Source organism: Amycolatopsis keratiniphila subsp. keratiniphila, assembly GCF_001620365.2.
Classification (GTDB): domain Bacteria; phylum Actinomycetota; class Actinomycetes; order Mycobacteriales; family Pseudonocardiaceae; genus Amycolatopsis; species Amycolatopsis keratiniphila.
Genome location: NZ_LQMT02000040.1, coordinates 15890 through 40460, shown reverse-complemented (window position 1 = coordinate 40460; position 24571 = coordinate 15890). Strand labels below are relative to the sequence as shown.

At 68.9% G+C, this 24571-nt stretch carries 18 protein-coding genes; 11 read left to right on the top strand and 7 right to left on the bottom strand.

Annotated elements, in window-relative coordinates; all coding sequences use genetic code 11:
* Positions 1-111 precede the first annotated feature (111 nt).
* Complete coding sequence (locus AVR91_RS37130) at positions 112-597, top strand: hypothetical protein (protein ID WP_063272249.1); 486 nt, start codon at positions 112-114, stop codon at positions 595-597.
* A gap of 85 nt (positions 598-682) precedes the next feature.
* On the opposite strand, the gene AVR91_RS37125 is transcribed toward AVR91_RS37130, so the two are convergent.
* Positions 683-1495, bottom strand: a complete 813-nt coding sequence (locus AVR91_RS37125; protein ID WP_063273804.1) for an SAM-dependent methyltransferase — start codon at positions 1493-1495, stop codon at positions 683-685.
* 171 nt (positions 1496-1666) lie between these two features.
* Between AVR91_RS37125 and AVR91_RS37120 the strand changes: the two genes are divergently transcribed.
* The 5 genes from AVR91_RS37120 to AVR91_RS37100 all read left to right on the top strand — a co-directional run bounded on the left by AVR91_RS37120 (position 1667) and on the right by AVR91_RS37100 (position 9896).
* Positions 1667-3010, top strand: a complete 1344-nt coding sequence (locus AVR91_RS37120; protein WP_063273805.1) for a cytochrome P450 — start codon at positions 1667-1669, stop codon at positions 3008-3010.
* A gap of 76 nt (positions 3011-3086) precedes the next feature.
* A complete protein-coding gene (locus tag AVR91_RS37115) occupies positions 3087-4136 on the top strand; it encodes an alpha/beta hydrolase (protein WP_143254224.1) in 1050 nt (349 codons plus the stop codon).
* A gap of 105 nt (positions 4137-4241) precedes the next feature.
* Positions 4242-6356 carry an EAL domain-containing protein gene (locus AVR91_RS37110; RefSeq protein WP_063273807.1) on the top strand — a complete coding sequence of 705 codons (2115 nt, stop codon included), beginning with the start codon at positions 4242-4244 and terminating at the stop codon, positions 6354-6356.
* Between the two features lie 217 nt (positions 6357-6573).
* On the top strand, positions 6574-8142 hold the full coding sequence (locus AVR91_RS37105) for a substrate-binding and VWA domain-containing protein (protein WP_063272586.1): 1569 nt from the start codon (positions 6574-6576) through the stop codon (positions 8140-8142).
* Positions 8143-8150: 8 nt separating this feature from the next.
* Positions 8151-9896: a hypothetical protein gene (locus tag AVR91_RS37100; RefSeq protein WP_083737897.1), complete on the top strand. Its 1746-nt coding sequence runs from the start codon at positions 8151-8153 to the stop codon at positions 9894-9896.
* On the opposite strand, the gene AVR91_RS37095 is transcribed toward AVR91_RS37100, so the two are convergent.
* Entirely contained in the window at positions 9890-10594 is a 705-nt protein-coding gene (locus AVR91_RS37095; protein WP_063272585.1) for a class I SAM-dependent methyltransferase, read from the bottom strand. The two genes, AVR91_RS37100 and AVR91_RS37095, sit on opposite strands and share 7 nt — an antisense overlap.
* Positions 10595-10634: 40 nt before the next feature.
* Between AVR91_RS37095 and AVR91_RS37090 the strand changes: the two genes are divergently transcribed.
* Complete coding sequence (locus AVR91_RS37090) at positions 10635-14558, top strand: alpha-(1->3)-arabinofuranosyltransferase (RefSeq protein ID WP_063272584.1); 3924 nt, start codon at positions 10635-10637, stop codon at positions 14556-14558.
* Here the strand turns inward: AVR91_RS37090 and AVR91_RS37085 are convergent.
* On the bottom strand, positions 14526-15467 hold the full coding sequence (locus tag AVR91_RS37085) for a hypothetical protein (protein WP_228709440.1): 942 nt from the start codon (positions 15465-15467) through the stop codon (positions 14526-14528). The two genes, AVR91_RS37090 and AVR91_RS37085, sit on opposite strands and share 33 nt — an antisense overlap.
* 121 nt (positions 15468-15588) lie before the next feature.
* Entirely contained in the window at positions 15589-16788 is a 1200-nt protein-coding gene (locus AVR91_RS37080) for a lipopolysaccharide biosynthesis protein (RefSeq protein ID WP_063272590.1), read from the bottom strand.
* Positions 16789-16857: 69 nt separating this feature from the next.
* Here AVR91_RS37080 and AVR91_RS37075 point away from each other — a divergent pair, with 69 nt between their 5' ends.
* Positions 16858-18549, top strand: coding sequence for a hypothetical protein (locus AVR91_RS37075; protein WP_063272583.1), 1692 nt, complete (start codon positions 16858-16860; stop codon positions 18547-18549).
* Positions 18550-18552: 3 nt separating this feature from the next.
* Positions 18553-18732, top strand: a complete 180-nt coding sequence (locus AVR91_RS37070) for a hypothetical protein (RefSeq protein ID WP_016335312.1) — start codon at positions 18553-18555, stop codon at positions 18730-18732.
* A gap of 925 nt (positions 18733-19657) precedes the next feature.
* Here the strand turns inward: AVR91_RS37070 and AVR91_RS37060 are convergent.
* Entirely contained in the window at positions 19658-20890 is a 1233-nt protein-coding gene (locus AVR91_RS37060) for a glycosyltransferase family 4 protein (RefSeq protein WP_063272581.1), read from the bottom strand.
* 163 nt (positions 20891-21053) lie between these two features.
* Between AVR91_RS37060 and AVR91_RS37055 the strand changes: the two genes are divergently transcribed.
* Positions 21054-21749 (top strand): class I SAM-dependent methyltransferase, encoded by a 696-nt coding sequence (locus AVR91_RS37055; RefSeq protein WP_063272580.1) that lies wholly within the window; start codon positions 21054-21056, stop codon positions 21747-21749.
* Here the strand turns inward: AVR91_RS37055 and AVR91_RS37050 are convergent.
* Positions 21746-22780: a DUF3068 domain-containing protein gene (locus AVR91_RS37050; RefSeq protein WP_043848213.1), complete on the bottom strand. Its 1035-nt coding sequence runs from the start codon at positions 22778-22780 to the stop codon at positions 21746-21748. The two genes, AVR91_RS37055 and AVR91_RS37050, sit on opposite strands and share 4 nt — an antisense overlap.
* A gap of 224 nt (positions 22781-23004) precedes the next feature.
* On the opposite strand from AVR91_RS37050, the gene AVR91_RS37045 reads away from it, so the two are divergent.
* Positions 23005-23388: a hypothetical protein gene (locus tag AVR91_RS37045; RefSeq protein ID WP_016335307.1), complete on the top strand. Its 384-nt coding sequence runs from the start codon at positions 23005-23007 to the stop codon at positions 23386-23388.
* Here AVR91_RS37045 and AVR91_RS37040 read toward each other — a convergent pair.
* Positions 23385-24557, bottom strand: a complete 1173-nt coding sequence (locus AVR91_RS37040; RefSeq protein WP_063272579.1) for a PucR family transcriptional regulator — start codon at positions 24555-24557, stop codon at positions 23385-23387. The genes AVR91_RS37045 and AVR91_RS37040 overlap by 4 nt on opposite strands.
* Positions 24558-24571 lie beyond the last annotated feature (14 nt).

Below are 24571 nucleotides of genomic sequence, written 5' to 3'. Positions count from 1 at the left end.
GCGAGGTTAACCGGCCCCGCGCCCGCGCCGGTGCGGAAGTGATGCAGCTGTGATGCGCCGCCCGGCGAATCTCCTGGTGGACGGAATACGGGACGTGATGAGGAGAACCCCATGCGCAAGCGGTATTACGCGGCGTTGGCCGGACTGGTCGTGGCCGCGGCGGGAATCGGCGTGCCCGCCGCGGCGGCGGGAGAGCAGCAGGCCGAGTCGGAGCGGCAGGCGTGCCAGCGCTCGTTCGACCGCGCGGTCTGGGAGGACATGGACAGCTTCAACAAACGCGACGAGGCCCGCTACCGGGCGATCATCCACCAGAACATGGTGACCGTCGGGCGCAAGGGGCAGCTGTTCATCGGCTACGAGGCCAACGTGGAGCCGGTGGTCGACGTGCAGTTCAAGCTCCCGTACGAGTACAGCATGCCCTGGACGGTGACCCACACCGTCGTCGAGGACTGCAAGATGGGCTTCGCGATCCTCGACGCGTACTACAAGGTGCCGTCGCAGAACATCGACCGGCACTACACGATCAGCCTGACGCTGGTACGCGAGCACGGGAAGTGGCAGGTCATCAAGGACACCGTGACCGACGTGCTGCCCTGAGCCGGGGGAGGCGAGGGGGAAACGTCAGGAAAGGGTCGTTCAGGACATCTTTCGTCCTGAACGACCCTTTCCTGACATCCTGGGCTCAGGGTTTCCGGCCGACCCCGGCGTACGGCAGCGAGTTGATCTCCGGGTCTTCGGACATGTCACCGGCGCCCTGGGGTTTCCACATCGCGCAGCCGACGACGCCGGGCTCGAGGACGTCGAACCCCTCGAAGAACGAAAGCACCTGGTCGTGGGTCCGGGGGATGGGGTCGTTCTGGGTGCTCTTGTACGCCTCGATGGCCTCGTCGAGGCCGCTCGAATTCGCGTCGGCGGCGACGTGCGAGATCGCCAGGAAGCTGCCGGAGGCCATCCGCTCCCGGTAGCGGGCCAGTATCGCGTGCGGCTCCCACGAGTCCGGCACGAAATGCAGCAGCAGCAACATGAACAGGCCGATCGGCCGGTCGAGGTCCAGCAGGTCCCTGGTTTCGGGCGCGTCGAAGATGTCGTTGACGTCGCGGAGGTCGGCCTGGATCGCCGCGCACCGGTCGTTGCCGCGCAGCAGCAGTTTGGCGTGTGCCACGGCGACCGATTCGCGGTCGACGTAGACCACCCGGCAGGAAGGGTCGATCCGCTGGACGATCTCGTGGAGGTTGCCGACGGTCGGGATACCGGAGCCGATGTCGAGGAACTGCCGCACTCCCGCCTCCGCCATGTGCACCGCGGCACGCCTCAGGAAGGCACGGTTGAGCCGGGCCGCGTCGCGGATACCCGGCATGATCTTCAGGATCTGTTCGCCCAGTTCACGGTCGGCCTGGAAGTTGTGGTCGCCGTTGAGCCAGTAGTCGTAGACCCGGGCGGGATTCGGCACGGTCGTGTCGACCTCGGGGGGCACCCAGCTCAGGTTCGAAGTCACCTTCGTCGCCGCCGTTCGGTTGGGATCCGTTGGGGCACAGGAGTCTAGCGGCCTCGCGGGACCGGGCGGCCATCGTCCGATCGTGTGGAAGTGCGGCGGCGGAAGCCTCTTCGCCGCTCGCCGGCCCTAAGGTGGCCGGGTTCAGCGTCCAGGCACCGGGAGACGAACACGATGGCAGCACCTCCGGACGTCGCTGTCGCACCGGGCCGGTGGCCGGTGCTCGGGCATACCGTGCCGATGCTTCGTGACCCGCTGAAACTGTTGTCCTCATTGCCCTCGTACGGCGACGTCGTACGGCTCGACTTCGGCCCGATGCCGGTCTATCTGGTCACGACGCCGGAGCTGGCGTGGCGGCTGCTCGCCGTCGACGCGGGGAAGTTCGACAAAGGCATCGTGTTCGACAAGATGCGGCCGTTGTTCGGCGACGGGCTCGCGACCTCCAACGGCGCCTTCAACCAGCGGCAACGCCGGATGATGCTGCCCGCGTTCCAGCGAAGCCGGATCGCGCTCTACGCCGAGACGACGATGACGAAGCTCGCTGTAGAACTTGCCGGCAGCTGGAAACCGGGCGAGGTGGTCGAATTCGACCGGCGTATGCAGGACCTCGCGCTGACCATCTCCGGGCGCACGCTGTTCTCCACCGAACTCGGCGACGACGCGCTCACCGAGATCCAGCGGTCGATCCCGATCATGTTGAAGTACGTCATGGTCCGGGCGTTCTCGCCGAAATTCGTGGAACGCCTGCCGATCCCGGCGAACCGCGAGTTCGACGCGGCGGCCGCGCGGCTGCGACGGGTCATCGGCGACGCCGTCCTCGAAGCGCGTGAGAAGGGCGGTGATCAGGGCGATCTGCTGTCGATGTTGTTGCTGGCCGAGGACGAGGAGACCGGCGAGAGGATGACCGACCGGCAGGTGGAGGACGAGGTCATCACGATCCTCACCACCGGCGCCGAGACCACGGCCGTCGCGCTCGCTTGGTTCTTCCACGAGATCGGGGCGAGGCCGGATATCGAGCGCCGTTTCCACGCCGAGGTCGACGAGGTGCTGGCCAGCGGGCCGGCACGGTTCGAACACCTGCCGCGGCTGGTCTACACGCAGCGGATCATCAACGAGGTCGTCCGCCGGACGCCGCCGGTGATCCTGATGCGGCGGGCACGGGAGGACGTCGAACTGGGCGGGGTACGCCTTCCCGCCGGTACCGAGGTCGCGGTCAGCCAGCACACCTTGCACCGCGATCCGCGCTGGTTCCCCGATCCGGAGCGCTTCGACCCGGATCGCTGGGAACCCGAGCGCGCCGCCGAGGTGCCGAAGGGCGCGTTCATCCCGTTCGGCGCCGGGGCCCGGCTGTGCCCCGGACATCAGTTCGCGCCCACGGAGATCGCGTTGGTGGCGGCGACGATCGGCGCCCGATGGCGGCTGGAACCGGTACCTGGGGTGAAGGTGTTCCCCAAGATCAAAGCGACGATGCAGCCGAATCGGTTGCCGATGATCGCGCGGCCGCGAAGTCAAGGCTGACGGTGAACGTTCGATCACCAGGTGTAGGGTTCATGCTCCTTCCGAGCGTCCCGATTCCGGAGAGGGTCCTGTGCGAATGCCGCTCAAACTGGCCACGGCGGTGGCCGCCTGCTGCGTGCTCCTCGGTGGTTTCCTGGTCGCGGCCCCGGCAGAGGCCGTCGACGTCCGCTGTTCCGATCTGGACCTCCCGGTCACCGGCCCGCTCGGCGAACCCGCCACGGTGCACGGCCGGTTCTGCCTGCCCGAGGGCCCGGCGCCCGAGGCGGTCCAGCTGCTGGTGCACGGCGGCACCTACAACAGCGCCTACTGGGACCTGCCCTACGACCCGGATCGCTACTCCTATCAGCGGGACATGGCGAAGCACGGATATGCGACCTTCGCCGCGGACCAGCTCGGTTCGGGCGGGAGCAGCAAACCGGCCAGCCTGCCGCTCCTGCTGCCGGTGCTGGCGCGGTCGATGCACGAGGTGGTCGGTCATCTGCGCGCCGGGCGGGTCGGCGGCACGCCGTTCGAGAAGGTCGTGATCGTCGGGCATTCGGTCGGTTCGGGCATCGTCGCGGCCGAGGCCTCGACGTATCACGACGTCGACGGCGTGATCCTCACCGGAATGACGCATCTGCCGTCCGTCCCCGCCTTGACGTTCGGGGTGCTTTTCGGCCTTCAGCCCGCGTTCACCGATGGGCGGCTCGGTTCGCTGGGCAGCGATCCGCTCTATTTCACGACGAAACCGGGAGCGCGTGCCGGACTTTTCTACGCGACGGAAAATACCGACCCGCGGGTCATCGAAGCGGACGAGGCGACCAAGGATCAGGTTTCGGTCCCGGGAATGGGGACGGTCGCCGTGTTCGGCATCGTGCTGCCCGCGACGAAAGACATCCGGGTACCCGTTCTCCAGGCCATCGGGTCGGAGGACATCCTGTTCTGCGGTCTTTTCTCGCTTCGCGACTGCTCGAGCGCCGAGTCGCTGCGTCCGGCGGAAGCGCCGTTCTACCGGCCGGAGGCCGAGCTTTCCACGTATGTTCTGTCCGGTGCCGGACATTCGCTGGCGTTACATCGCAACGCGTCCCAGTATCGGGACGCCACCCGCGATTGGCTGAGGGAAAAGGTCGGTGTTGCAGTACCGTAGGGTGACCACCCGATTGGGTTACCGTCAAACCGTGAGTACGGCATCAGAATCGTGGAGGATGTCCCTCCACGACGGAATACGAAAGCGACCCCAGGACCGGCGGACGTGACTGCCCCACTTCCGGACGGCGATGAGTTCCCCGTATCGCCGGACGCCCCGAAGAGAACTTCATCCTCCGCAGCGCCGAAGCGGAAGAACGCCGCGCCGACCCGTGCCACGCTGGCCCGCAAGTGGGCCTACCTGGTCACCGGTACGGCGTATCTTCCGTATACCCACGCCCAGATCGAAGAGCATTTCGCCACTCTGCTGGACGAGATCTTCGACGCGGTGCTGAGCGAGGACGCCGAGCCCGCGCAGGCCACCGAGGCCGGCGCGCGGCTCGTCGCGCTCAGATGCGTCGGGCCGGACAGCCTGCGCCGCACGATGGACGTACTCGGCAAGGGGCTCCTGCACGAGCCGGAGTTGCGGGGCGTGAAGTCGCTCCCTGAACGGGTGTTGCAGGTGCTCGGCGCGCTCGCGTCCGGCTACGGCGAGGCGTTGCGCGAGAGCATCCAGACGCAGCAAGAGGATCTGAGCCGCACGCTGGTCACGCTCGAACGCGAGACGCGGCGTGAGCTGGTGCTGACGCAGGCGCGTTTCGAGCAGCTGTTCACCGGCTCGGCGACCGGCGTGGCCGTCACCAGGGTCGACGGCCGCGTCCAGCGGGTGAACCCGGCGTTCGCCGAAATGCTGAACCGGCCCGTCGCGGATCTGATCGGGCTCAACCTCTACGACCTCGTGCACCCGGACGACGTCGACGGCCTGCGCGAGGGCTACCGGAAGTTGCTCGACGGCGAAAGCCAGCGGCTCGAGCTGTCGCGAAGACTCGTGACCGAGGACGAGGAACCGCCGTGGGCCGCGTTCACCGGCGCCGTCATCCGAGACCCGGCGGGTGAAGCCCAGCAGTTGATCACCCTCGTCGACGGCGACACGGACGTTTCGTTGCTGCAGCGCCAGCTCAGCCGTCAGGCCCTGCACGATCCGCTCACCGGCCTGCCGAACCGGCAGTGCTTCGGCACCCGCCTGGAGAAGGCGTTGCGGCACGCCGATCCGTCCTTCGGCGTCACGGTCTATCACCTCGACCTGGACGGGTTCTCGCTGATCGCGGGCGGGCTCGGCCAGAGGCAGAGCGACGACCTGCTGAAGAACGTCGCGGCGAAGCTGCGGACCGTCGTCGGCGGCGAGGACGCGCTCGTCGCCAGGATCGGCGGCGACGAATTCGGCATCCTCATCCAGAACACCGCGACCAGCCCGGACGTCGCCACCGTCATCGGCATGATCAACCAGGAGCTGTCCGAACCGGTCTACCTCGAGAGCGGCAGCGGCGTCGCGGTTTCGGCCTGCGTCGGCGTCGTGCACCGGCCGCCGAGGGACATCGCGCCGAACGAACTGCTGCGCGTCTCGGATATGACGCTGCGCCGGGCGCAGGCCAACGGCTACCGGCAGTGGGCGCTGTCGGATTCCGTGCTCGACAGCAGGGAGCGGCACGAGTTCGGCCTCGCCGTCTCCATGGCGGGCGCCTGGGAGACCGGTGAGATCGAGGTCGGCTTCCGGCCGCTGACGTGGCTCGCGGACAGCAGGCCGGCGGGTATCGAGCTGAGGCTCGCGTGGAACCATCCGCGTCACGGCCGGATCGGTCACGACACCTGCGTCCGCTTCGCCGACGAGACCGGCCTGATCGTGCCGCTCGGCGAATGGCTCATCCGCACCGCCTGCGAGGAATCGGACGACAGGCTCCCGATGGTCGTGGGACTGACCCCGCATCAGGCCGCCGACCCCGATCTCGTCGGGACGGTGCGGAACATCCTGGCCACGACCGGTCTCGGACCGTCACGGCTTCGCCTGGGCTTTCCCACCGAGGCCGTGCTCGCGGACCTCGGCGAGACGGTCGACAACCTGCACCTGCTCGCCGAGATCGGGGTGGACGCGGAACTGCAGGGCTTCGGCGCGGGCGGCGACGTCGTCTGCCTGGTCGACGTGCCCGTGCGGACGGTCCGGATCGCGCCCCGGCTGGCGGAGCGGCGGACGGAACCGCTGGCGGAACGCGCGCTGCGGAACCTCATCGACACCGCGACGATGGCGGGCGTGACGGTGATCGCGGACGGCATCGATTCGACCGGCGATGCGGGCTGGTGGCAGTCCGTCGGTGCCCACATCGGCGCCGGACGGTATTTCGGCTAGGCCGAACTCGCGTGCTTGGAGCCGTGACTCGCGTGATTGGAGGCGGAACTCACGAGTTCCGCCTCCAATCACGCGAGTCACGGCTCTGATCACGTGAGTCACGGGTTTCGTTAGGCCGTTTGCCGCAACGGGGCGCGCTAAGTTACCCGAGGGTTGACGTTCGCGGGCGGATTGGGCAACATCCCAGGTCCTCACCCCGCACCTCGGAGGCACGCACATGCAGGACGGCCCGAGGCGTGCGCCCGTGGTCGTCTTGAGTCTGTTGTTGGTGATCGCGCTCGGCGCCTGGTGGGGTGTCGACTACCTGCGGGCCCGGTTGGCTGGCAACGGATGTGACGCGTTGACACCGGTCGAGATCACCGCGGCGCCCGACGTGGCGCCGGTGCTCACGCGGCTCGCGAAGACCGTGCCGCAGGAAGAATGCTTCAGTGTCAACGTGACCGCGAGCGAGTCGGCCAAGACCGCCGACCTGCTCGGGACCACCGCCTCCGGCGGGCCCGACGTCTGGGTCCCCGAGTCGAGCACGATGTTGTCGCAGGCCAGGGACGCCGGCGCGTGGAACCTGCCGGAATCCGGTCAGTCGGTGGCGAATTCCCCGGTGGTACTGGGACTTCCCGACGAAACCGCGCGGCGGTTCGGCTGGCCGGGGAAAACCCCGTCGTGGCAGGAGATCCTCGACGGGGCACCGATCGGGATCCCGGATCCGGCACGCGATCCGCTCGGCGTCGGCACGTTGCTCGCGCTGCGGAAGCTGACCGAGAAGGAACCCGACCCGGCCGCGGCGTTCACCGCCGCCATGCGGAAACTGAACCCGGCGCCGGACGGGTTCCCGGCCGCCTTTCCCACGACCGAACAATCCGTCCTCGCGCGGAACCTGGTGGCGGCCTACCCGGGTGTCCCGGTGCAGGGCTTCGACTATCCGTATGTCGTGCTGCCCAAGGCGTCCGAAGCGTCGAGGACCGCGGCGGAACGCTTCCTGCGGTTGCTGCTCGACCCGCTCGCCGGCGGCATCTTCGCCGACGCGGGATTCCGGGCTCCCAGCGGCCAGTTCGCCGTGCCGCGGGCGCAGGACGGCCGGACCGATCCGGCGCCGCGTCCGCCGGGAGCCCCGCCGGTGGCGGACCTGTACGCCGTCCTGCAGGCCTGGGCAGGGACGAACCTGAGCGCCCGCGTCCAGGTGCTGCTCGACGTCTCCGGTTCGATGGCCGCCGCCGTGCCGGGTACGGGGAAGAGCCGGATGGAACTCACCCTGCAAGCCGCGACGCAGGGGCTCGGCCTGTTCAAACCCACGACGGAACTGGGTTTGTGGCTGTTCTCGACCAAATTGGACGGTGACAAGGACCATCGTGTCCTGCTGCCGATGAAGACGATCGCCGAGCAGACGGCTTCGGGCGGTGTCGCGCGACTCCAAGCCGTACGCCCGAAAGCCGGTGGCGCGACCGGCCTCTACGACTCCATCCTCGCCGCGTATCAGAACGCCAGGCAGAACTGGAAACCCGGCCGGATCAACCTGGTCGTCGTGCTCACCGACGGGCGCAACGAGGACAGCGAGACGATCGGGCTGCCCCGGCTGCTGGAGGAACTGGGCAAGCTCCAGGATCCGCGGAAACCGTTGCCGGTCATCGGGATCGGCATCGGGCCGGATATCGACGCGTCCGAACTGCGGCAGGTTTCCACCGCCACCGGCGGGGAATCGTTCACCACCCCCGATCCGAGGAAGATCTCGGACGTCTTCTACCAGGCGCTGAGCAAGATCATGTGCCAGCCGCCGACCTGCAAGAATTGAGGCGACCCGTGGCTCTCCGGGGGAAAAGACCTTCGCCGGTCGCGCTCGCCGCCTTCGCGGCCGGCGTGATCCCGTTCGTCCTGCACGTGTGGGCCGCGCTGCGCGGCAGCCTCGCGCAGGACGACTTCGTCATCACCTATCACGCCGCGAAGGCGGGCCCGTTCGACTTCGGCTACTTTTTCCAGGACTACCACGGTCATCTCGCGCCCGGCGGATTCCTGCTCGCCGACGTGGTGACCGCGTTGGCACCACTGAACTTCGCCGTGCTGATGGCACCGGTCCTGGTGATGCAGGCGGCGTCGTCGGTGCTGCTGTGGGCGGTGCTGGTGCGCTGTTTCGGGCGGCGGTGGGGGATTCTCGTCCCGTTCACGATGTTCACGACATCGACCTTGCTGCTCGTCCCGACACTGTGGTGGGCGTACGCCATCCAGATCGCGCCCGTGCTACTGGCGGCCACGGCCGCCTTGCACGCGCACGTGCGCTACCTCGCCGACGGCGGCCGCTGGGCGATCGCGACCGTGGCGTGGACCGTGTTCGGGCTCGCCTTCTACGAAAAGGCGGTGTTCATCCCGGTGCTGATCGCCGGGATCACCGTGCTGCTCGGGATTTCCTTGCGCCGCCACCTCGTGCTGATGGGTGTCTTGGCTGCCGTTCTCGCTGGCTACGCCGCCGTTTTCCTGACGTTGACCACGAGCCAGGTCGGGCAGGGCGGCGGTCCCGTCACCGTCGGCACGGTCGCGGACATGACGGGCAGGATGCTCGGCGACACCCTGATCCCCGGGATGGTGGGCGGACCATGGTCGGGACCGGGCCCCGGCGCGACGTTCACCGCTTCCCCCGTGGTGGTGCGGATCGTGCTGCTGCTCGTGGCCGTCGCGGTGCTGGTGTTCGGGAGCCGCGTGGGCGGGCTACGGGCCAGGAAGGCGTGGATCCTGCTGGGCCTGGTGTTCGTGGCGGACATCGGGCTTTCGGCGGCCACCAGGCTCACCGAGGTCGGCCCGGAACTGGGCAGCGATCCCCGTTACGTCGCCGATCTGGCGCTCGTCGTCGCGCTGTGTCTCGCTTTCGCCTTCCTGGAGCCCAAACCGCTCGACCGGCCTTCGGATCCCGTGCCGTCTTCGGCGAAACGTCCGTTCGCCCTGGCGTTGTGTCTCGCCTTGCTCGCGAGTTCCGCCGTGGGCTTTTCCCGCCTGGCGCCCGGATTACGGTTCGAGCACTCCCGGGAGTTCCTCGCCAACGCGCGAGCTTCGATCGAGCGGGATCCCGACCTCGTCCTGTTCGACTCGCCCGTGCCGAACGACATCCTGCACGGCTGGTTCGGCGAGAACGCCCGGACTTCACGGGTGGTGGGCCTGATCCCGGGTTTCCAGTTCGATCAGCCGGCCAGCCGGATGTCCCTTTTGGACGACTCGGGTACCGCGAGGACGATCACCGGCGTGGAACCGGTTTCCCGCGGCGTGCCCGGTCCGGTGGCGGGCTGTGGGTACACCGTCGGCGAGCAACTGGTCCGGGTTCCGTTGGACACGCCCGTTCTCGGCCGGTACCTGCTCCGTATCGACTACTTCACCGCGGACGGCGGCGAAGGGTTCGTGGATCGCGACGGGACCCGCGTGCCGGTGTGGTTCCAGCCCGGCCTGCACACGATGTACCTGCCGATCGAGGGTCTGTTCGACAAGATCGGCTTTCAGCTGTCCGCGAAGGGTGCTCCAGTCTGTCTCGCCAAGGTCGACGTCGGCAAACCGCTCACTCAGTAGGGGTCGTACGGGCTGTCGTGGCCGAAGATCTTCGCGACGGGGGCCAGGCGCAGTCGCAGCAGGATCTTGATCCCGACGTTGCGCGCGAACCACGGCAGCTGGGCGAGCACGCGCAGCCTGTCCTTCGCCGACGGAGGAGCGAGCCGGAACCGGGCCAGCGAGGTCGCGCGGTCGAGATAGGTGTAGCGCCGTCCGAAGAGGACTTTCGCGATTGTGCCCAGTGTGACGCCGATCGAGGAAAAGCAGTCGTGGACCAGGATTTCCCGGCCGTCGTCGAGGTTCGCCGACCAGCGCAGGTCGTCGGTGTAGGTCCAGTAGTCGTGTTTGCCGTCGATGTAGAGCAACTGGATCGGACGGTCCCAGCGCGGGCGGAGCTTCGTGCTGTACTCCGCCACGAGCTCGACGACGTCGTCGACTCCCGCCTGCCTCAGGTTCGCCTCGAACCGTTGGCGTGTCGGCGATCCGCCGAACAACCGGCCGTCGACGAACGGGTCGACGGCGACCACCCGCGCCCCGACCGTGCGGGCGGCGCTCGCGAGCACGATCGTCGAACGGCCCTGGTGGCTGCCGATCTCCACGATGAGATCGCCCTTGTCCAGCCGGCACGCGGCGTTCCACAAGGCGAGTCCCTGATCCCGCGTCATCCAGCCCTTGACGGGTTCGGCGAGCGACCACGCTTCTTCGAAACCGTCTGTCATAGGGCGCATAATAGCCACGTTTCCGCCTAGTATCTACCGGATGGTAACCCCCGGCGCGCTCGTGAAGAGGCCGAGCACGTGGATCGTGCTGGCACTCACCGTGCTGTCCTTTGTGCAGCGTCCCGGCAGGACGACCTTCGACACGAAACTCGACCTCGCCGTGGATCCGCTGGCCTTCCTCGGCCGGGCGCTGCACCTGTGGAATCCCCAGGCGACGGCGGGGGAGCTGCAGAACCAGGCCTACGGCTACCTGTTCCCGATGGGGCCGTTCTTCGCGGCGTGCCAAGCCGTCGGGATACCGGTGTGGATCGCGCAGCGGCTGTGGTGCGCGATCCTGCTCTCGGTCGCGTTCGGCGGCGCCCTGCTGGTGGCCCGCGCGCTGAAAATAGGGAACGAACGGACTCGGCTGATCGGAGCAGTGGGTTACGCCCTCGCGCCGAGGATGGTCACCGAAATCGGTTCGCTGTCCTCGGAAATGCTGCCCGCCGTCCTGCTGCCGTGGGTTCTGCTGCCGTTGATCCTCGCCGATCGCATCGGCTCGCCGCGCCGTGCCGCCGGGCTGTCCGCGCTCGCCGTGCTGTGCATGGGCGGGATCAACGGCGCGATGGTCGTGATGGCGCTCGTGCTCCCGGGATTGTGGCTGCTGACCCGGAAATGGCGGAGCACGCATGTCGCGCTGGTGATCTGGTGGTTCGTCTTCGTCGTCGGGGTGGTGCTGTGGTGGTTCCTGCCGCTGGTACTGCTCGGCCAGTACAGCCTGCCGTTCCTCGACTACATCGAATCCGCGACGAACACCACGGCGCCGATGTCGCTGTTCGAGGTGCTGCGCGGCACGAACCAGTGGGTCGCCTACGTCGTGCAGGGCACGCCATGGTGGCCCTCGGGCTGGGCGCTGATCGACAACCCGGTGCTGATGACGGCGACCGGGCTGGTGGCCGCGGTCGGGTTGTTCGGTCTCGCGCGGCGTGGGCTGCCCGAACGGCGGTTCCTGGTGCTCGGCGTGCTGACCGGGTTGACGCTGCTGACCGTCGGCTACGTCGGGACGCTCGACAGCCCGCTGGCGGAACCCGTGCGGCATCTGCTCGACGGCCCGCTCGCGCCGCTGCGGAACGTGCACAAGTTCGAACCGGTGCTGCGGCTGCCGTTGATGCTGGCGTTCGTCCACGGCATCACCAGCGCCGCGCCCGCGCTGCGGCGAAATCTGCGGCCCGCGCTGGGTGCCCTGCTGGTCGTGGTGATGGCCGCGCCGGTGTGGCTGCTGACGCTGCGGCCGGGGCCTGGCTGGGACGAGGTGCCGGGATATTGGTACGACGCGATGGGCTACGTCGCCAAGACCGACGCGACGGCGCGCACGCTGCTGCTGCCCGCGACCGGGTTCGGCGAGTACGACTGGGGTCGCACGGTGGACGAACCGGCGCAGGCCATCGCTGACAGCCCGTGGGCGGTGCGCAACCAGGTGCCGTTGGGCTCGGAGGGCAACACCCGCCTGATGGACTCGGTCGACGCGGCCCTGGCCGACGGCAGAGGGGATCCCGGGCTCGCGGCGCTGCTCGCGCGGTCGGGCTACCGGTTCCTGCTGCTGCGCGGCGACGTCGACCGCGCCAAGGTCGGCGCGCCCGACTTCACGACGTTGCGCGCCGGGCTGGCCGGATCGCCGGGGATCGAGAAGTCGGCCCAGTTCGGGCCGCTGGAGGTCTTCGAGGTGAAACGGCCGGTGCCGCTCGTCACCGCGACGTCCACGAAGGACGTCCCGACGGTGAGCGGTGGCCCGGAGAACCTGTTGCCGCTGATGAACTCCGGCCAGCTCGACCCGGGTACGCCGACGGTGCTGACCGGGGACGGCGGTTCGCCGACGGGGCCGAGGCTGGTCACCGACGGGCTGCGCCGCGCCGAACGCAACGTCGGCGGGGTGCGGGACAACCTGAGCCAGACGCTGACCGCCGGGGAATCCCCGCGCCAGCAACGAGCCGCGCTGGACGTCCTGCCGTTTCCTGGTGAGCAGCACCAGACCGTGGCCGCGTACCGGGGGATCCGCTCGGTCACCGCGTCGACGGCGGCTTCGTTCGCGGACGCCTTCGGCGGCTCGGATCCGAGCCATCAGCCGTTCGCCGCGCTGGACGGGGATCCGCGCACCGCCTGGCATTCGTCGAGCTTCACGGGGCCGATCGGGGAGTGGCTCGAAGTCGAGCTCGACACCCCGCGGCTGGTGAACTCGGTCGATCTCGCGATGGTCGACGACATCCGCGTCGGCTGGCCGCCGACCAGGATCCGGATCACCACGGACAACGGTTCCGTCGATCACCAGGTCGTCCGCGGTGCGGGGGCGCACACCTATCCGGTGCCGGAAGGGGTGACGCGCAAGGTGCGGATCACGTTGCTGTCGCTCGTGGTCGGCAGGCAGGACGGGAACGTCGGGATCTCGGAGCTGAAGATCCCCGGCGTGGAACCGCAGCGTGCGCTGGAAGTCCCCGCCGATCTCGGGGCGGGTACGGCTCCGGGATTCGCGTTCACCCGAGGGTCGCAGCCGAGGTACGCGTGCGTGTCCGGCCGCTGTGACGCCAACGCGGGCCGTGACGGCGAGGAACCGGCCGGGATCCGGCGGCTGTTCTCGACGACGTCGCAGAGTACCTACGAGTTCGGCGGCACCGTGCTGCCGGCGGGCGGTGGACGGGTCCCGGTGGCGCTTCCGGGCTTGCAGGTTTCGGCGACGTCGCAACTGGGCGGGGATCCGTCCGCGAGCGCGTTCGCCGCGGTGGACGGGAATCCCGTGACCGCCTGGCAGCCCGACGTCACGGATCTGCGGCCGACGATGACCCTGGACTGGGCGAAACCGCAGACGATCTCCGGGATCCGTGTCGCCGACTCGCGTGCCCCAGCGCGGTTGGAACTGACGACTCCGACGTCGAGCCGTTCCGTCGAACTCGACGCCTCCGGCGCGGCGACTTTTCCGCCGTTGGAGACCTCGCAGCTGAAGATCGCGTTCGCCGGCCTCGACGACGACCAGCGGACCCGGCACTCGCTCGGAATCGGGAGCCTTTCCCTGACCGGCGCGGAACTTCCCGCCCCGGCCGCGGAATTCGCCCTGCCCTGCGGATCGGGCCCGAACGTCCGCCTGGACGGCTTCGACTACGACACCTCCGTGCGCGGCACGCTCGCCGACTTCGTCGCGCACCGGCCGCTGACGTTGTCCGCGTGTCCCGATTCGGCGGGCGGCGTGGACCTGGCGGCCGGCGGGCACGAACTGCGGACCGACCGTTCCGAGTCCTTCGTGGTCCAAGACCTCTGGCTCAAACCGGCGGGCCGGGCCGTTTCGCCCGCCACGCATCGCGCCGTCACCGTGGACTCGTGGGACGCGACGTCCCGATCGGTCACCGTGGCGGGCGGCGGCGAGTCCATTTTGGCCGTTCCGGAGAACGCGAACGCGGGCTGGACCGCCTCGCTGAACGGAACTCCGCTGGTGAAGACGCGCGTCGACGGCTGGCAGCAGGCGTGGATCCTGCCCGCGGGCTCCGGTGGTGTCGTGCAACTCGAGTTCACGCCGGACTGGAAGTACCGCTCAGGCCTGCTGATCGGGGCGGTCGCGATCCTGCTGGTGCTGGCCGGGGCGCTGTGGCCGGTCCGCCGTCGTCGTATTTCGGTGGAAGCCGGTTCCGGGCCGGTGGTGCCGGTGGTCCTGATCGGACTGCTGGCCGTACTGGGCGGGATGCTGCCGATCGTGCTGCTGATCGCCGTCCTGCTGGCCCGCCAGTTCAGCGAACGCGCGCCGCGATACCTCGCCTTCGGTGGGATGGTCGTGGGAACGCTCGTCGCTGTGGTGGGGCGGCTGCTGGGGCATGGGCAGGAGTGGGCCTATGGGCCGGTGACGCAGGCTTCGCTGCTGCTGGCCGCGGCGGCGATGGTGGCGATGTGTGTGCCTTGGTTCGCCGGCCGCTCAGCCGAGCCGGACGTCGGGCCGCGGTCGTAGGCGAGCGCTGTCCAGCGCCGCCCGGAGCTCGGCTACAACTCTGTCGGGCTCCGAACGCAGCCTTGATGGCAATGTCTGGACGACGACGATCCCGGCCGCGGCATAACGGGCGTTGCGGGCGAGGGTGTCGCGAAACCCCGTGTCTCCCGCGTGATGCCCGAGGGAATCGATTTCCCAGGCGAAGCCCAGTTCGTCACACCAGCCGTCGGGCTGCGCGATGTAGGTGCCGTCCGCGCCGAAGAGCTTGACGTTCCAGCGGCACTCGGGCAGGTCCGATCGCTGCCAGAGGCGCCAGGCGTCGGCTTCGGCGACCGACCGCGCGCCGCCCAGGATCGGGAGGAGAGCGCCTCGCAGGGGTTCCTTACTCGCCCGGCGGCCTGCGTCGAGTTCGTCGGCGAGGGATTGCGGCAGGCAGAAACCTCGCTGGACGGATTCGGCCATCATCGCCGTGATCGCGTCCTTGTGCGGTGTCCTTCGCGCCGCGTCGATCACCGCGCGGGGTACTGGAGCCGTCGGGACTCCGGACCGAGGTCTGGGCTTCGGGAGACGTCGAGACCGTTCGATGTGGACGAACCCGCAGTCCGCTGCCGAGCGGTTCGCGGGAATGAGCATGTGGACCTCGTCGGTGTGCGGGAGGTTGCGCAGCCCGTAGCGATCCAACGCGCGTACGCCGGTCAGGATCGAGCCGGGCCCGGAATGCAGGAGCGCGGCGTGGATCTTGTGCTCGTCGGTGGCCTCGCCGTTCTGGAGCAGCACGACGCCGGGCAGCAGCATTCGCCACTGCCCGCCGGGCTCGCACCTTCGCGAGATCGTCCGGCGCGGCATGCCGATGGCTTCGAGCTGTTTCGCCGTGATCACTTTCGGGCCGTTGGTGATCAAGGGGTGGCGTGCCCAATCTCCTCTACGCACTCGAACAGCTTGGAGCCGATCAACGACAGAACCGGGCGGCTTGGCGTCGTGACTGGGCCTTTCATGCGTGACTGTGTGGATTTCTGGACATCTGACGTCCCAAAATCCACACAGTCCCGCCTCACCGCCGTCGCGACCGCAGCTCCAGCAAAGCCCCGGAAAGCGCCAAACCCCCGGCACAGCAAGCAGCGACGGTCACCACCTGAGCGGCCGAAGAGTGCAGCCAAGTCGTCACCAGCACCGTCTCCACCACCACGGTCGTCCACATCAGCAAGGTCACCCGCCGGTCACCGGCGGCGAGGCGCGAGAACAGCAGGATCTGCACCAGCGCGAGCATCGAGCCGGCGAGGGCGAACGGCCAGACCGGCATGGTGCTGGCGGCGTAGCCGGAGCCGCCGATGAACGCGAGCAGGCGCGACCCGAAAGCGAAAGAAACCAACAGCACGAAGGCGTCCAGTGCAGCGCAGACGGTCAGGGCGGCGGGCAGGATGCGGCGCCGGTCGTCGCCGTTCGCGAAACGGGGCAGCACCAGGACACCGACGGCTTGGGGGAGCCAGTAGGCGATCTTCGTGACGATCGCGCCGAGCGCGTATTCACCTGCTTCCCCGGCGGGGAGGGTGTGGCGTGCCAGCACGAGGTCGAGATTCACCAGCAGGACCAGCGCCAGCATCGCTTGAGCCGCGTGCAGGACCTCGCCCGCGTGCCAGCCCGCCTTGCGGGGCCGCGGCCGTCCACAGAGGACCCAGCCGCAGAAGATCACCAGGTACGAGCCGATCGCGGTGCCTGCCAGGGCGCCGGTGGCGTCACCGCCGATCAGCAGGCCGACCAGCGAGCCGCCGACCTTCCCGGCGCCTTCGAGCGACATGAGCCCGGCCAGCAGCGCGAACCGGCCGCTGCCCTGCAGCAGGCCGTGGAAGAGGCCGAGCAGCGTGAGCGGCCCGAGTGTGACGGCGAGCAGCAGCGCGGGCACCACCGAGTCCAGGTGCAGCACGAAGACCAGCACCGGCGCCAGGATCAGCCCGATGGTCGCGACGATGGCGCTCGTCGTGAGGCCGAGCGCGAGCAGTGTCCCGCTGTCTTGTGGTTTGCGGGCCACCCGCAGCGCGACCACGGTCTGCAACCCCATCGCGGGCACGACGCCGATCACCAGCACCGCCAGCAGCGAACTCAGCTCGCCGAACGCGCTCGGCGCGAGCAGCCTGGCTGCGACGATGCTCAGCGCGTAGGCGCCGGCGTTGTTCGCGGCCAGCGCGAGCGAGACGAGGATCGCCGCGACACGCTTGTCGGTCCTGGTCTGGCCGACCTCGACGTCTACGCTCAACAGAGCTCCCATTACCGGCGAGTAATCTCGGCGACCATAACCGCGAACGAGGCGGAAAGGGAAGGGCACTTGGACGCACGGCGCGAACGTCTCGCCCTGGCCGCGGTGTCGGCGGGGCTGGCGCTGCTGGTGTTCCTGCCCGTGCTCGGACGCGGCTTCGTCTTGAGCTACGACATGGTGTTCGCCCAGCGTCAGTCGCTGATCCCGGACGCGGTCGGGCTCGGTTCCGCGCTGTCGCGATCGGTCCCCGCCGACGCCGTGATCGCGCTCGCGACCGCCGTCGTTCCCGGCGACATCGTCCAGAAAATCATTCTGCTGCTTTCATTGTTCGTGGCGGCATACGGCGCAGCGCGGCTGGTCCCGACGGAGCAACTCGGTACGCGGATCGTCGCCGCCACCGGTTACGCGTGGACGGCCTACTTCGCGGAGCGGTTGTTCATCGGGCATTGGCCGCTCCTGCTCACCTACGCCTGCCTCCCGTGGATCGTGCGCGCCGCGCTTTCGTTGCGCCGGAACGAACCGAGGGCGCTCGCGCGGCTGATCCTCGCCTGTGCCCCCGCGATGCTCACCCCGCCCGGCGGAGTGCTGGCCGCCCTCACCGCGATCGCCCTGGCCGGACCGCGGAAACTCGGCCACACCCTCGGTCTCGCCGTGGTGCTCAACCTGCCGTGGCTCGTCCCGACGCTCCTGCACGAAGGCGGAACGCTGTCCGATCCCGCCGGGGTGGCCGCGTTCAGCGCCCGCGCGGAAAGCTGGGGCCCGGCCATCCTGAGCGTGCTCGGGCTCGGCGGGATCTGGAACGGCGATGTCGTCCCCGGCAGCCGGGGCGCGCCGATGGCGCCGGTGCTGATCCTCGTCACGGTCGCCGTGGCCGTGGCAGGTCTCCGCCCGCTGGCGCGGAAGTGGGGCACGCCGCCGGCGAGAGCGTTGCTGGTGCTGGGAGTTCTCGGTGTCGTACTCGCCGCGCTGGCGACCCTGCCGTTCGGCGAGCCCGTGCTGTCCTGGGCGACGGGACACGTTCCCGGCGTGGGCCTCCTGCGTGACGCGCAGAAATGGGTGGCCTGGTGGGCGCTTCCGGTCGCGCTCGGGTTCGCGCTCGCGGTCGAGGCCGCCGCCGCGCGCCTGCGGACCGGGGCGGCGCGTGGGACGCTCGTCGCTGCCGCCGCGCTCTTTCCCTTGCTCACCATGCCCGATCTCGCCTGGGGCGGCTGGGGAAGGATCGAAGCGGTGCGCTACCCGGACGACTGGAACGCCGTCCACCGGGTGCTCGCCGAAGACGACCGGCCCGGCGACGTCGTCGCGCTGCCGCTGTCCACGTTCCGGAGTTTCGCCTGGAACGACCACCGCACCCAGCTGGACCCGGCGCCACGAGCACTCCCGAAGACGGTGCTCGTCGACGACACGCTGCGGGTCGGCGGCGAGGAGATCTCCGGCGAGGATTCCAGAATGGACCGAGTGCGGGCGGCGAAATCGCCGGAAGACCTGTCCGCGGCGGGAATCGGCTGGATCCTCGTCGAGCACGGAACGCCGGGGCGGGTCGATCCGCGGTTGCTGACCGGCGCGAAACCGGTGTGGTCCGGTGATTGGCTCACGCTTTACCGCACTCCCGGTGAGCCCGCCGTGACCGGGACGCGATCATCGGCGCCCGTGGTGCTGGCAAACGGAGTAGCGCTGGTGTCGATCGCGGCCGCACTGTTGTGCCTCAAGTTACCGGTGCGTACATTGAGCCGACGCAGGAATTCCCTGTCGCGGAAGGAGTAGGTCTTGGGCACCCTCATCGGCGCGGCCGCCGCCGTCATCATCGGGCTCGCAACGGCCGCGGGCGGGAGTTACGCGCTGACGAACACCGCCGATCCGGACGCCGCCCCCCAGGTGCAGGCGAAGATCAAGGAGCAGTTCAACCCGAACTCGAGCCCCGAGCACGTCATTTACGGCAACCGCTGAGCCGGTGTCCGAGCTCGCTTCCGACCACGCCGGCCGGGTCGTCGGGCTCTACGGCGACCCCACCGTTTCCTGGAGCATCCTCCTGGAAGCGAGGCTGTCTTCGGCCCTGACGCCGGAAAAGGCGCGGATGCGGCTGGCGGTCGCGGTCGAGGAACGGCCGTGGCTCGGCGCCGCTCCGGACGTCGAAGCCGTTCGGAGCGAAGAACTTCCGGCGGTCCGCGATCGGTTCGCCGAGGCGGCGTACGAACGCGGCGCCCCGCTGCTCCGGGTCGCCGTCGGCACCGACGAACCGGTTGTACTGATCGCCGCGCACCACGGCGCGCTCGACGGTCTCGGCCTGCTCGCCGTCCTCGGGCTGGCGCTCGACGTCCCGATTTCGTCCGCCGCCAAGGGAATCGGCGCCCGCACGGCGGACCGGTCCTTTCTCGTCTCGGCCTTCCAACGGCTCGCTGAAGCGCTTTTCGCGCCTCCGGCGAGAATCACCCCGGAACGAGTCGAAAGCGGGCCTGGGGACGTGTTCAGCGCCAGGACCCTCCCGCGCTCACGGTTCGGGTCCTCCGCCTTCGCCGCAGCCGCCGCCGACCTGACCGAGACGTGGAATGCCCGGCACGGCGAGGAAACCACACGTGTGGTGGCCGCGGTCGGCGCGTCGTGGCGAGGCGGAGCCGCCCCGGAACCCGTGCACGACAGCGCTTTTTTCCGGTTGCGGCTCGGCAGGAGACCCGCGGTCGCCGAAGTCGGCGCGCTGCTGGCCACGCGGCCGCCGGAGCCCGATTTCCCCGCCCGCAGCAGCCGGATCGCCCGGCTGGGCACCCGGCTGCTGGCGGGCAGGCTCGGTTCGACCTATCTGGTTTCCAACCTCGGCGTCGTTTCGGCGGCCGACGCGGTCACCTCGATCGCGTTCTATCCCGCCGCCAGCGGCCGCTCAGGCGTGGCGTTCGGCGCGGTGACCGTCGGCGAGACGAGCACCGTCACCGTGCGCGCACGCCGCAAGGACTTCGACGACGCCGCCACGGCCGACCTGGCCGACGGGATCGTGGAAGCCCTGCGGCGTCAGGACCCGCGGGTGGGGAATAGCCACCCCGGCCACGTCGCGCACGAGTGATTCGAAGCGGTTCACGCTGTGCTCCCAGTCGAACAGACCGGCCCACGTGACCCCGGCCCGGCCCATTTCGGTCCGCCGCGCCCGGTCGGCGAGCAGCCCGTCGACCTGCGCGGTGAAATCGGCGAAGTCGTCGGCCAGCAGTCCGGTCTTGCCCTCCACAATGGACTCGGCGACCCCGCCCGCCGCCCGGTAGGCCACCGACGGCACACCGTGCGCAGCGGCCTCCATGATGACGATGCCCCAGCCCTCCTTGACCGAAGGGCACAGATGCAGCCATGACCGTTCCAGAATTTCGTGTTTCTCGTCTTCGTCCACCCAGCCGTGCAGCCGCACCCGGTCCTCGACGCCCCTGTCGCGGGCGTGCTCGCGCAAGACCTCTTCCCACGGACCCTGTCCCACGACCTCCAGCTTCAGCGTCGGCCAGCGCCGGGACAGTTCGGCGACGACGTCGATCGCGTGCTCGATCCGCTTGTGCGGCACCAGCCTGCTGACCGCGACCAGCGTCGGTTCGGTCTCCCGCACGGCCTTGCCGCGCGGGGGAGTGTCCAATCCGTTGGGTACCACGGTGATCCGTGAGCCCTCGATGCCGAGGCCCGCCAGTTCGCCCTTGGTGATCTCGGAAACCGTGACGTAGCGGCAGTGGCGGAACAGCCACGGTGCCAGCCTCGACTCGATCCACCAGCCGATGCGGCCCAGTGTCTCGCCCAGCGCGCTGATCCACTGTTCCTTGTGGACGTGGTGCACCAGCACGAGGACCGGGCAGCCCGCGACGAGCCTGGCGAAGAACGGCATCCCGTTCTGCACGTCGACGACGAGATCGGCGTGTGCCTTCCGGATCGCCCTGAGCGCGTGCAGGTACACGCCGAACTTGTTGCCGCGGCGGCGATAGCGGACACCGTCACGCCATTCCCCGGCGTTCGCGCCCGGATACGCCGCGCACTGGATCTCGACCCGGTATCCGGCCTTGGCGAGCCCTTCGGCCATCCGCTCGACGTACCGCTCGGAGCCGCCGCCCTCCGGATGCCCGGTGTCGCGCCAGTTGACGAGCAGCACACGTGGCCTTTCCATCGTGGTTCTCCCAACCTGTTAGCGACAATGCTAGGTTACCGGTGCGTACACGGTAGATGAATCATTCTCGGAAAGCGATGGTTCGATGGTCGGTAATCGGTCGGTGACCCCAGTGACGATGCCTCATCGCGCCACCTTGCGCAGATCGGTGACGTTGTTCCGGGCTTTTCTCACCGAACAGACGGATCCGGACGGTTTCTACTCGGTGCTCGCCGAGGACTCGGTCCGGCAATTGGCGCAGCACACTCCGTTGAACGGCCGAACCATCGTCGACGTCGGTGGTGGCCCCGGCTATTTCTCCGACGCGTTCCGTGCCGCGGGAGCCACGTACCTGGGCATAGATCCCGACGTCGGCGAGTTGACGGCGCGAGGCGAGGCCGGGGAGAACATGGTGCGCGGCAGCGGGACGAAACTGCCCGTCCGCACCGCGTCCGTCGACGTCTGCTATTCGTCGAACGTCCTCGAACACGTTTCCGAACCCGAGGTCATGCTGACCGAGATGTGCCGGGTGACCAAACCCGGCGGAACGATTTTCGCCTCGTTCACACCGTGGTATTCACCGTGGGGTGGGCACGAGACGGCACCGTGGCATTTCCTCGGTGGCCACTACGCCCGCCGGCGTTATGTCGAAAAGAACGGAAAGGAGCCGAAGAACAAATTCGGCGAGAGTCTTTTCGCCTTTTCGGCCGGCGCGGCCATCCGGTGGGGGAAGTCCGCGCCGCTCGCCGATCTCCAGGAGGTCTACCCGCGCTACCACCCCTCCTGGGCCCAATGGATCGCGCGTGTCCCGGGTGTGCGGGAGGTCGCGTCGTGGAATCTGGTGATGGTGCTGCGCAAGCGTTAGTGACGTGAGGGAGCGGGGCGGCGCTTCGCGAGAAGGAAGACCCCGAGTGCGAGGAAGACCGCGCCGGCCACTCCGAGCACGATCGGCCCGGTGCTCCCGATGAAGTCGAGCTTGCCCTTGTTCTCGTCGACCTGCTTGACCATCGCGTCGACGGTGGCGTCGGTGAAGGCCAGCTTGCCGTCGAAGACCACTGTGGGGGTGGGGTTGGCGGCCGACCGCAGTTCCTGATGCGACTGCTGTTCCTGCTTGACCTGGATGCCCGTCACCGGCTCGATCCAGCTCGTGATGGTGCCCTGGTAGAACTGCCCCGCTTCGACGGAATCGCCGGTGGCGCCGATGAGGGAGCCCGGCACCTTCTTCATCGAGATCTTCGTGTCGGGGATCTCCTGGACGAACTTGTAGACCTCGACGCCCTTGATCTCTTCGACGCCCTTGAACCGGGCCTGGACCGCGCGGCCGGTGTTGTCGTCGTAGACCTGGTAGTCCTTCTGCTCGGTGTCGAAGGGGAACTTGAAGTTCAGGCCGGGCTGCGGCTTGTACTCCTGGACCTCTTCGGGCTTCTCGCCCTCCTTCGCGGGCTTCTCCTTGAGCTTGGTGACGAAGCTGCTGTTGTCGGAGCACTTCGACTCCTGGCCGCCGCCCGGCGGCACGTAGCCTTCCGCGGTGCGGCGGTCGAAGCAGACCTGGCGCTTGCTCGCGCTGACGACGGTCTGGTCGCTGGTGTCGACCACCGACACGGCCATCAGCCACACGGCGACGTCCGTGCCTTCCTGCATCTCCGGCGGCGCGAAGTTCGCCACCACGCGGGCGGTCGCCTTCAGCTTGGCGTCGTCACGGATCTCCGTGACGGTCTTGCCGTCCACCGTCTTCACCGCGAGCACCTTCGACGCGGTGCCTTCGAGGACCGACGTCGATTCCTGGTTCAGCGGCACCTTGGCGAGCTGGGGTTTCACATAGGTCGGCAACAGCACCGCGCCGGCGACGGCGAACACCCCTAGTGCCAAGAAGATCAGGCTCAACGCTCGACGCAACGGTCCTCCTGGTGAGACACATTACCCATCGGTAATCAGTCGCCAGATACTGGCCCGCGCGCCGGTCGGCGTCAAAGGTGTGACCGACGGTCACAGGCACGCCGTGCGACCGGAAGGTGGTACGGGCGCACCCATTCGGCGCAGTCCGCCAAACATGTTTGTTCCCCGGAACAACGTGATGGGGACCACCATCGGACGACTTCCGGTGCGTGGAAAGGAACTCTGTGCCGCAGGACCCGAACGATCGTCGCGCGCTGGACATCGGCGCCTACTCGGATTCCATCACCGACATCGAGCTCCGCGACGCCGTCGCCGACGTCGCCGCGCTGCTTTCGTTGCACGGCAACGTGATCCGTGATCTCGACGCCAGGAGGTCACGGTGGCGTCCCGGACGGCGGTCGCCGCATCCCGACATCGTCCTGTCCGCGGCCGGGCGCCGTCCACAGTGGACGAGATCCGCGAATCCCGAAGTGACCCTGCCGGTCGCCACCACCGCGCGCGGCCGGACACTCGCGGTGCGGCTCACCGCGCGGCCCGGTCTCGGGCACACGCTGCTGGACCTCGCGAGGATCATCGACGCCGACATGGCGCCGGAGAGAAGAGGCTAAGCCTCCGTCAGCCGGACCGCTTCCAGCGCGACGTAGAGTTCGCCGACGTCGACCGGGTCGGACAGGTCGCGCCGGGTCAGTTCCTGCACCCGGCGCAGCCGGTAGCGGACCGTGTTCGGGTGGACGATCAGCCGGTCCGCGGCCTCCTTGGCCGAGCCGTGTCCGGCGAACCACGCGATCAGGGTGTCGAGCAGGACCTGCCGCTCGGCTTGGGGCAGCACCAGCAGCCCGGCCAGCACCGAACGCAGCACGTCCCGCGACATCTCCGGCGCGCTCGCGACCAGCGTGGTGACCGGCGAGTCGCCGAACACGGCGACACCGGCGGCGCCCGCGGCCAGCGAGCGGCGGGCGATCCGGGCCCGGTGGACCGCGTCCGGCACTTCGAGGAATCCGTTGAACGGCCTGCTCATCCCCGCAGCCAGGGGCAGGGTGCCCAGCAGGTCGCGCAGCCGCCGGACGTCCTCGACGCGATCGATCACCACCAGGCCGACCTCGGCGCCCGGCCGCCAGGCCGATTTCCAGCGCCGCGCCCTCAGCAGTGCCTCGACGCCGGGCCGTTCCTCCGGCTCGACGGCCTCGGTCACGACGGCGACGAACGTGCCCGCGGCCGGGAGGTCGAGTTCCTTCGCGGCGTTCTCGAGCTCCGGCTGGGTGGCGAACCGGCCCTGCAACAGACCGTCGAGCAGGGCGAGCTTCTCCTGGGAGAGTTCGGCGGCGACCTCGCTGTACGCGGTGGTCAGCGCGTCGGAGTAGAGGTCGATGGTCTTCCATACGTTGGAGTTGATCTCCACCGTGCGCGCCGGGTTGATGAAACCGGGACCCGCCAGTTCCAGGAGGCGCTCGTAGACGAAGATCCCGCCGATCCGGAAGGCGCGGAGCACGGACGGCAGCGGGATACCCTGCCTGGCCTGGGCCAGCCCGGTCTTGCGGGCCGCGTCGAGCGGCAGTCCACGCCCCTCGACGAGTGCCGTCAGCGCACGTTCGAGGTTGGCCCGGCAGACCTTGCGCAACTCGTCCGGCGCGGTGCTGTCCACCTGGTGGTAGAACTCGTCCTCGTCGCTGAGCAGCTGGGCGAGGCGATCACTGAACTCGGGCAGCCGGGTGAGCATCGCCTGCATGAGCACACGCTGCTCCCGGGGTGCGGGAGTAGCGAGAGCTTCGGTGCCCATCCGTCAACTCTAAC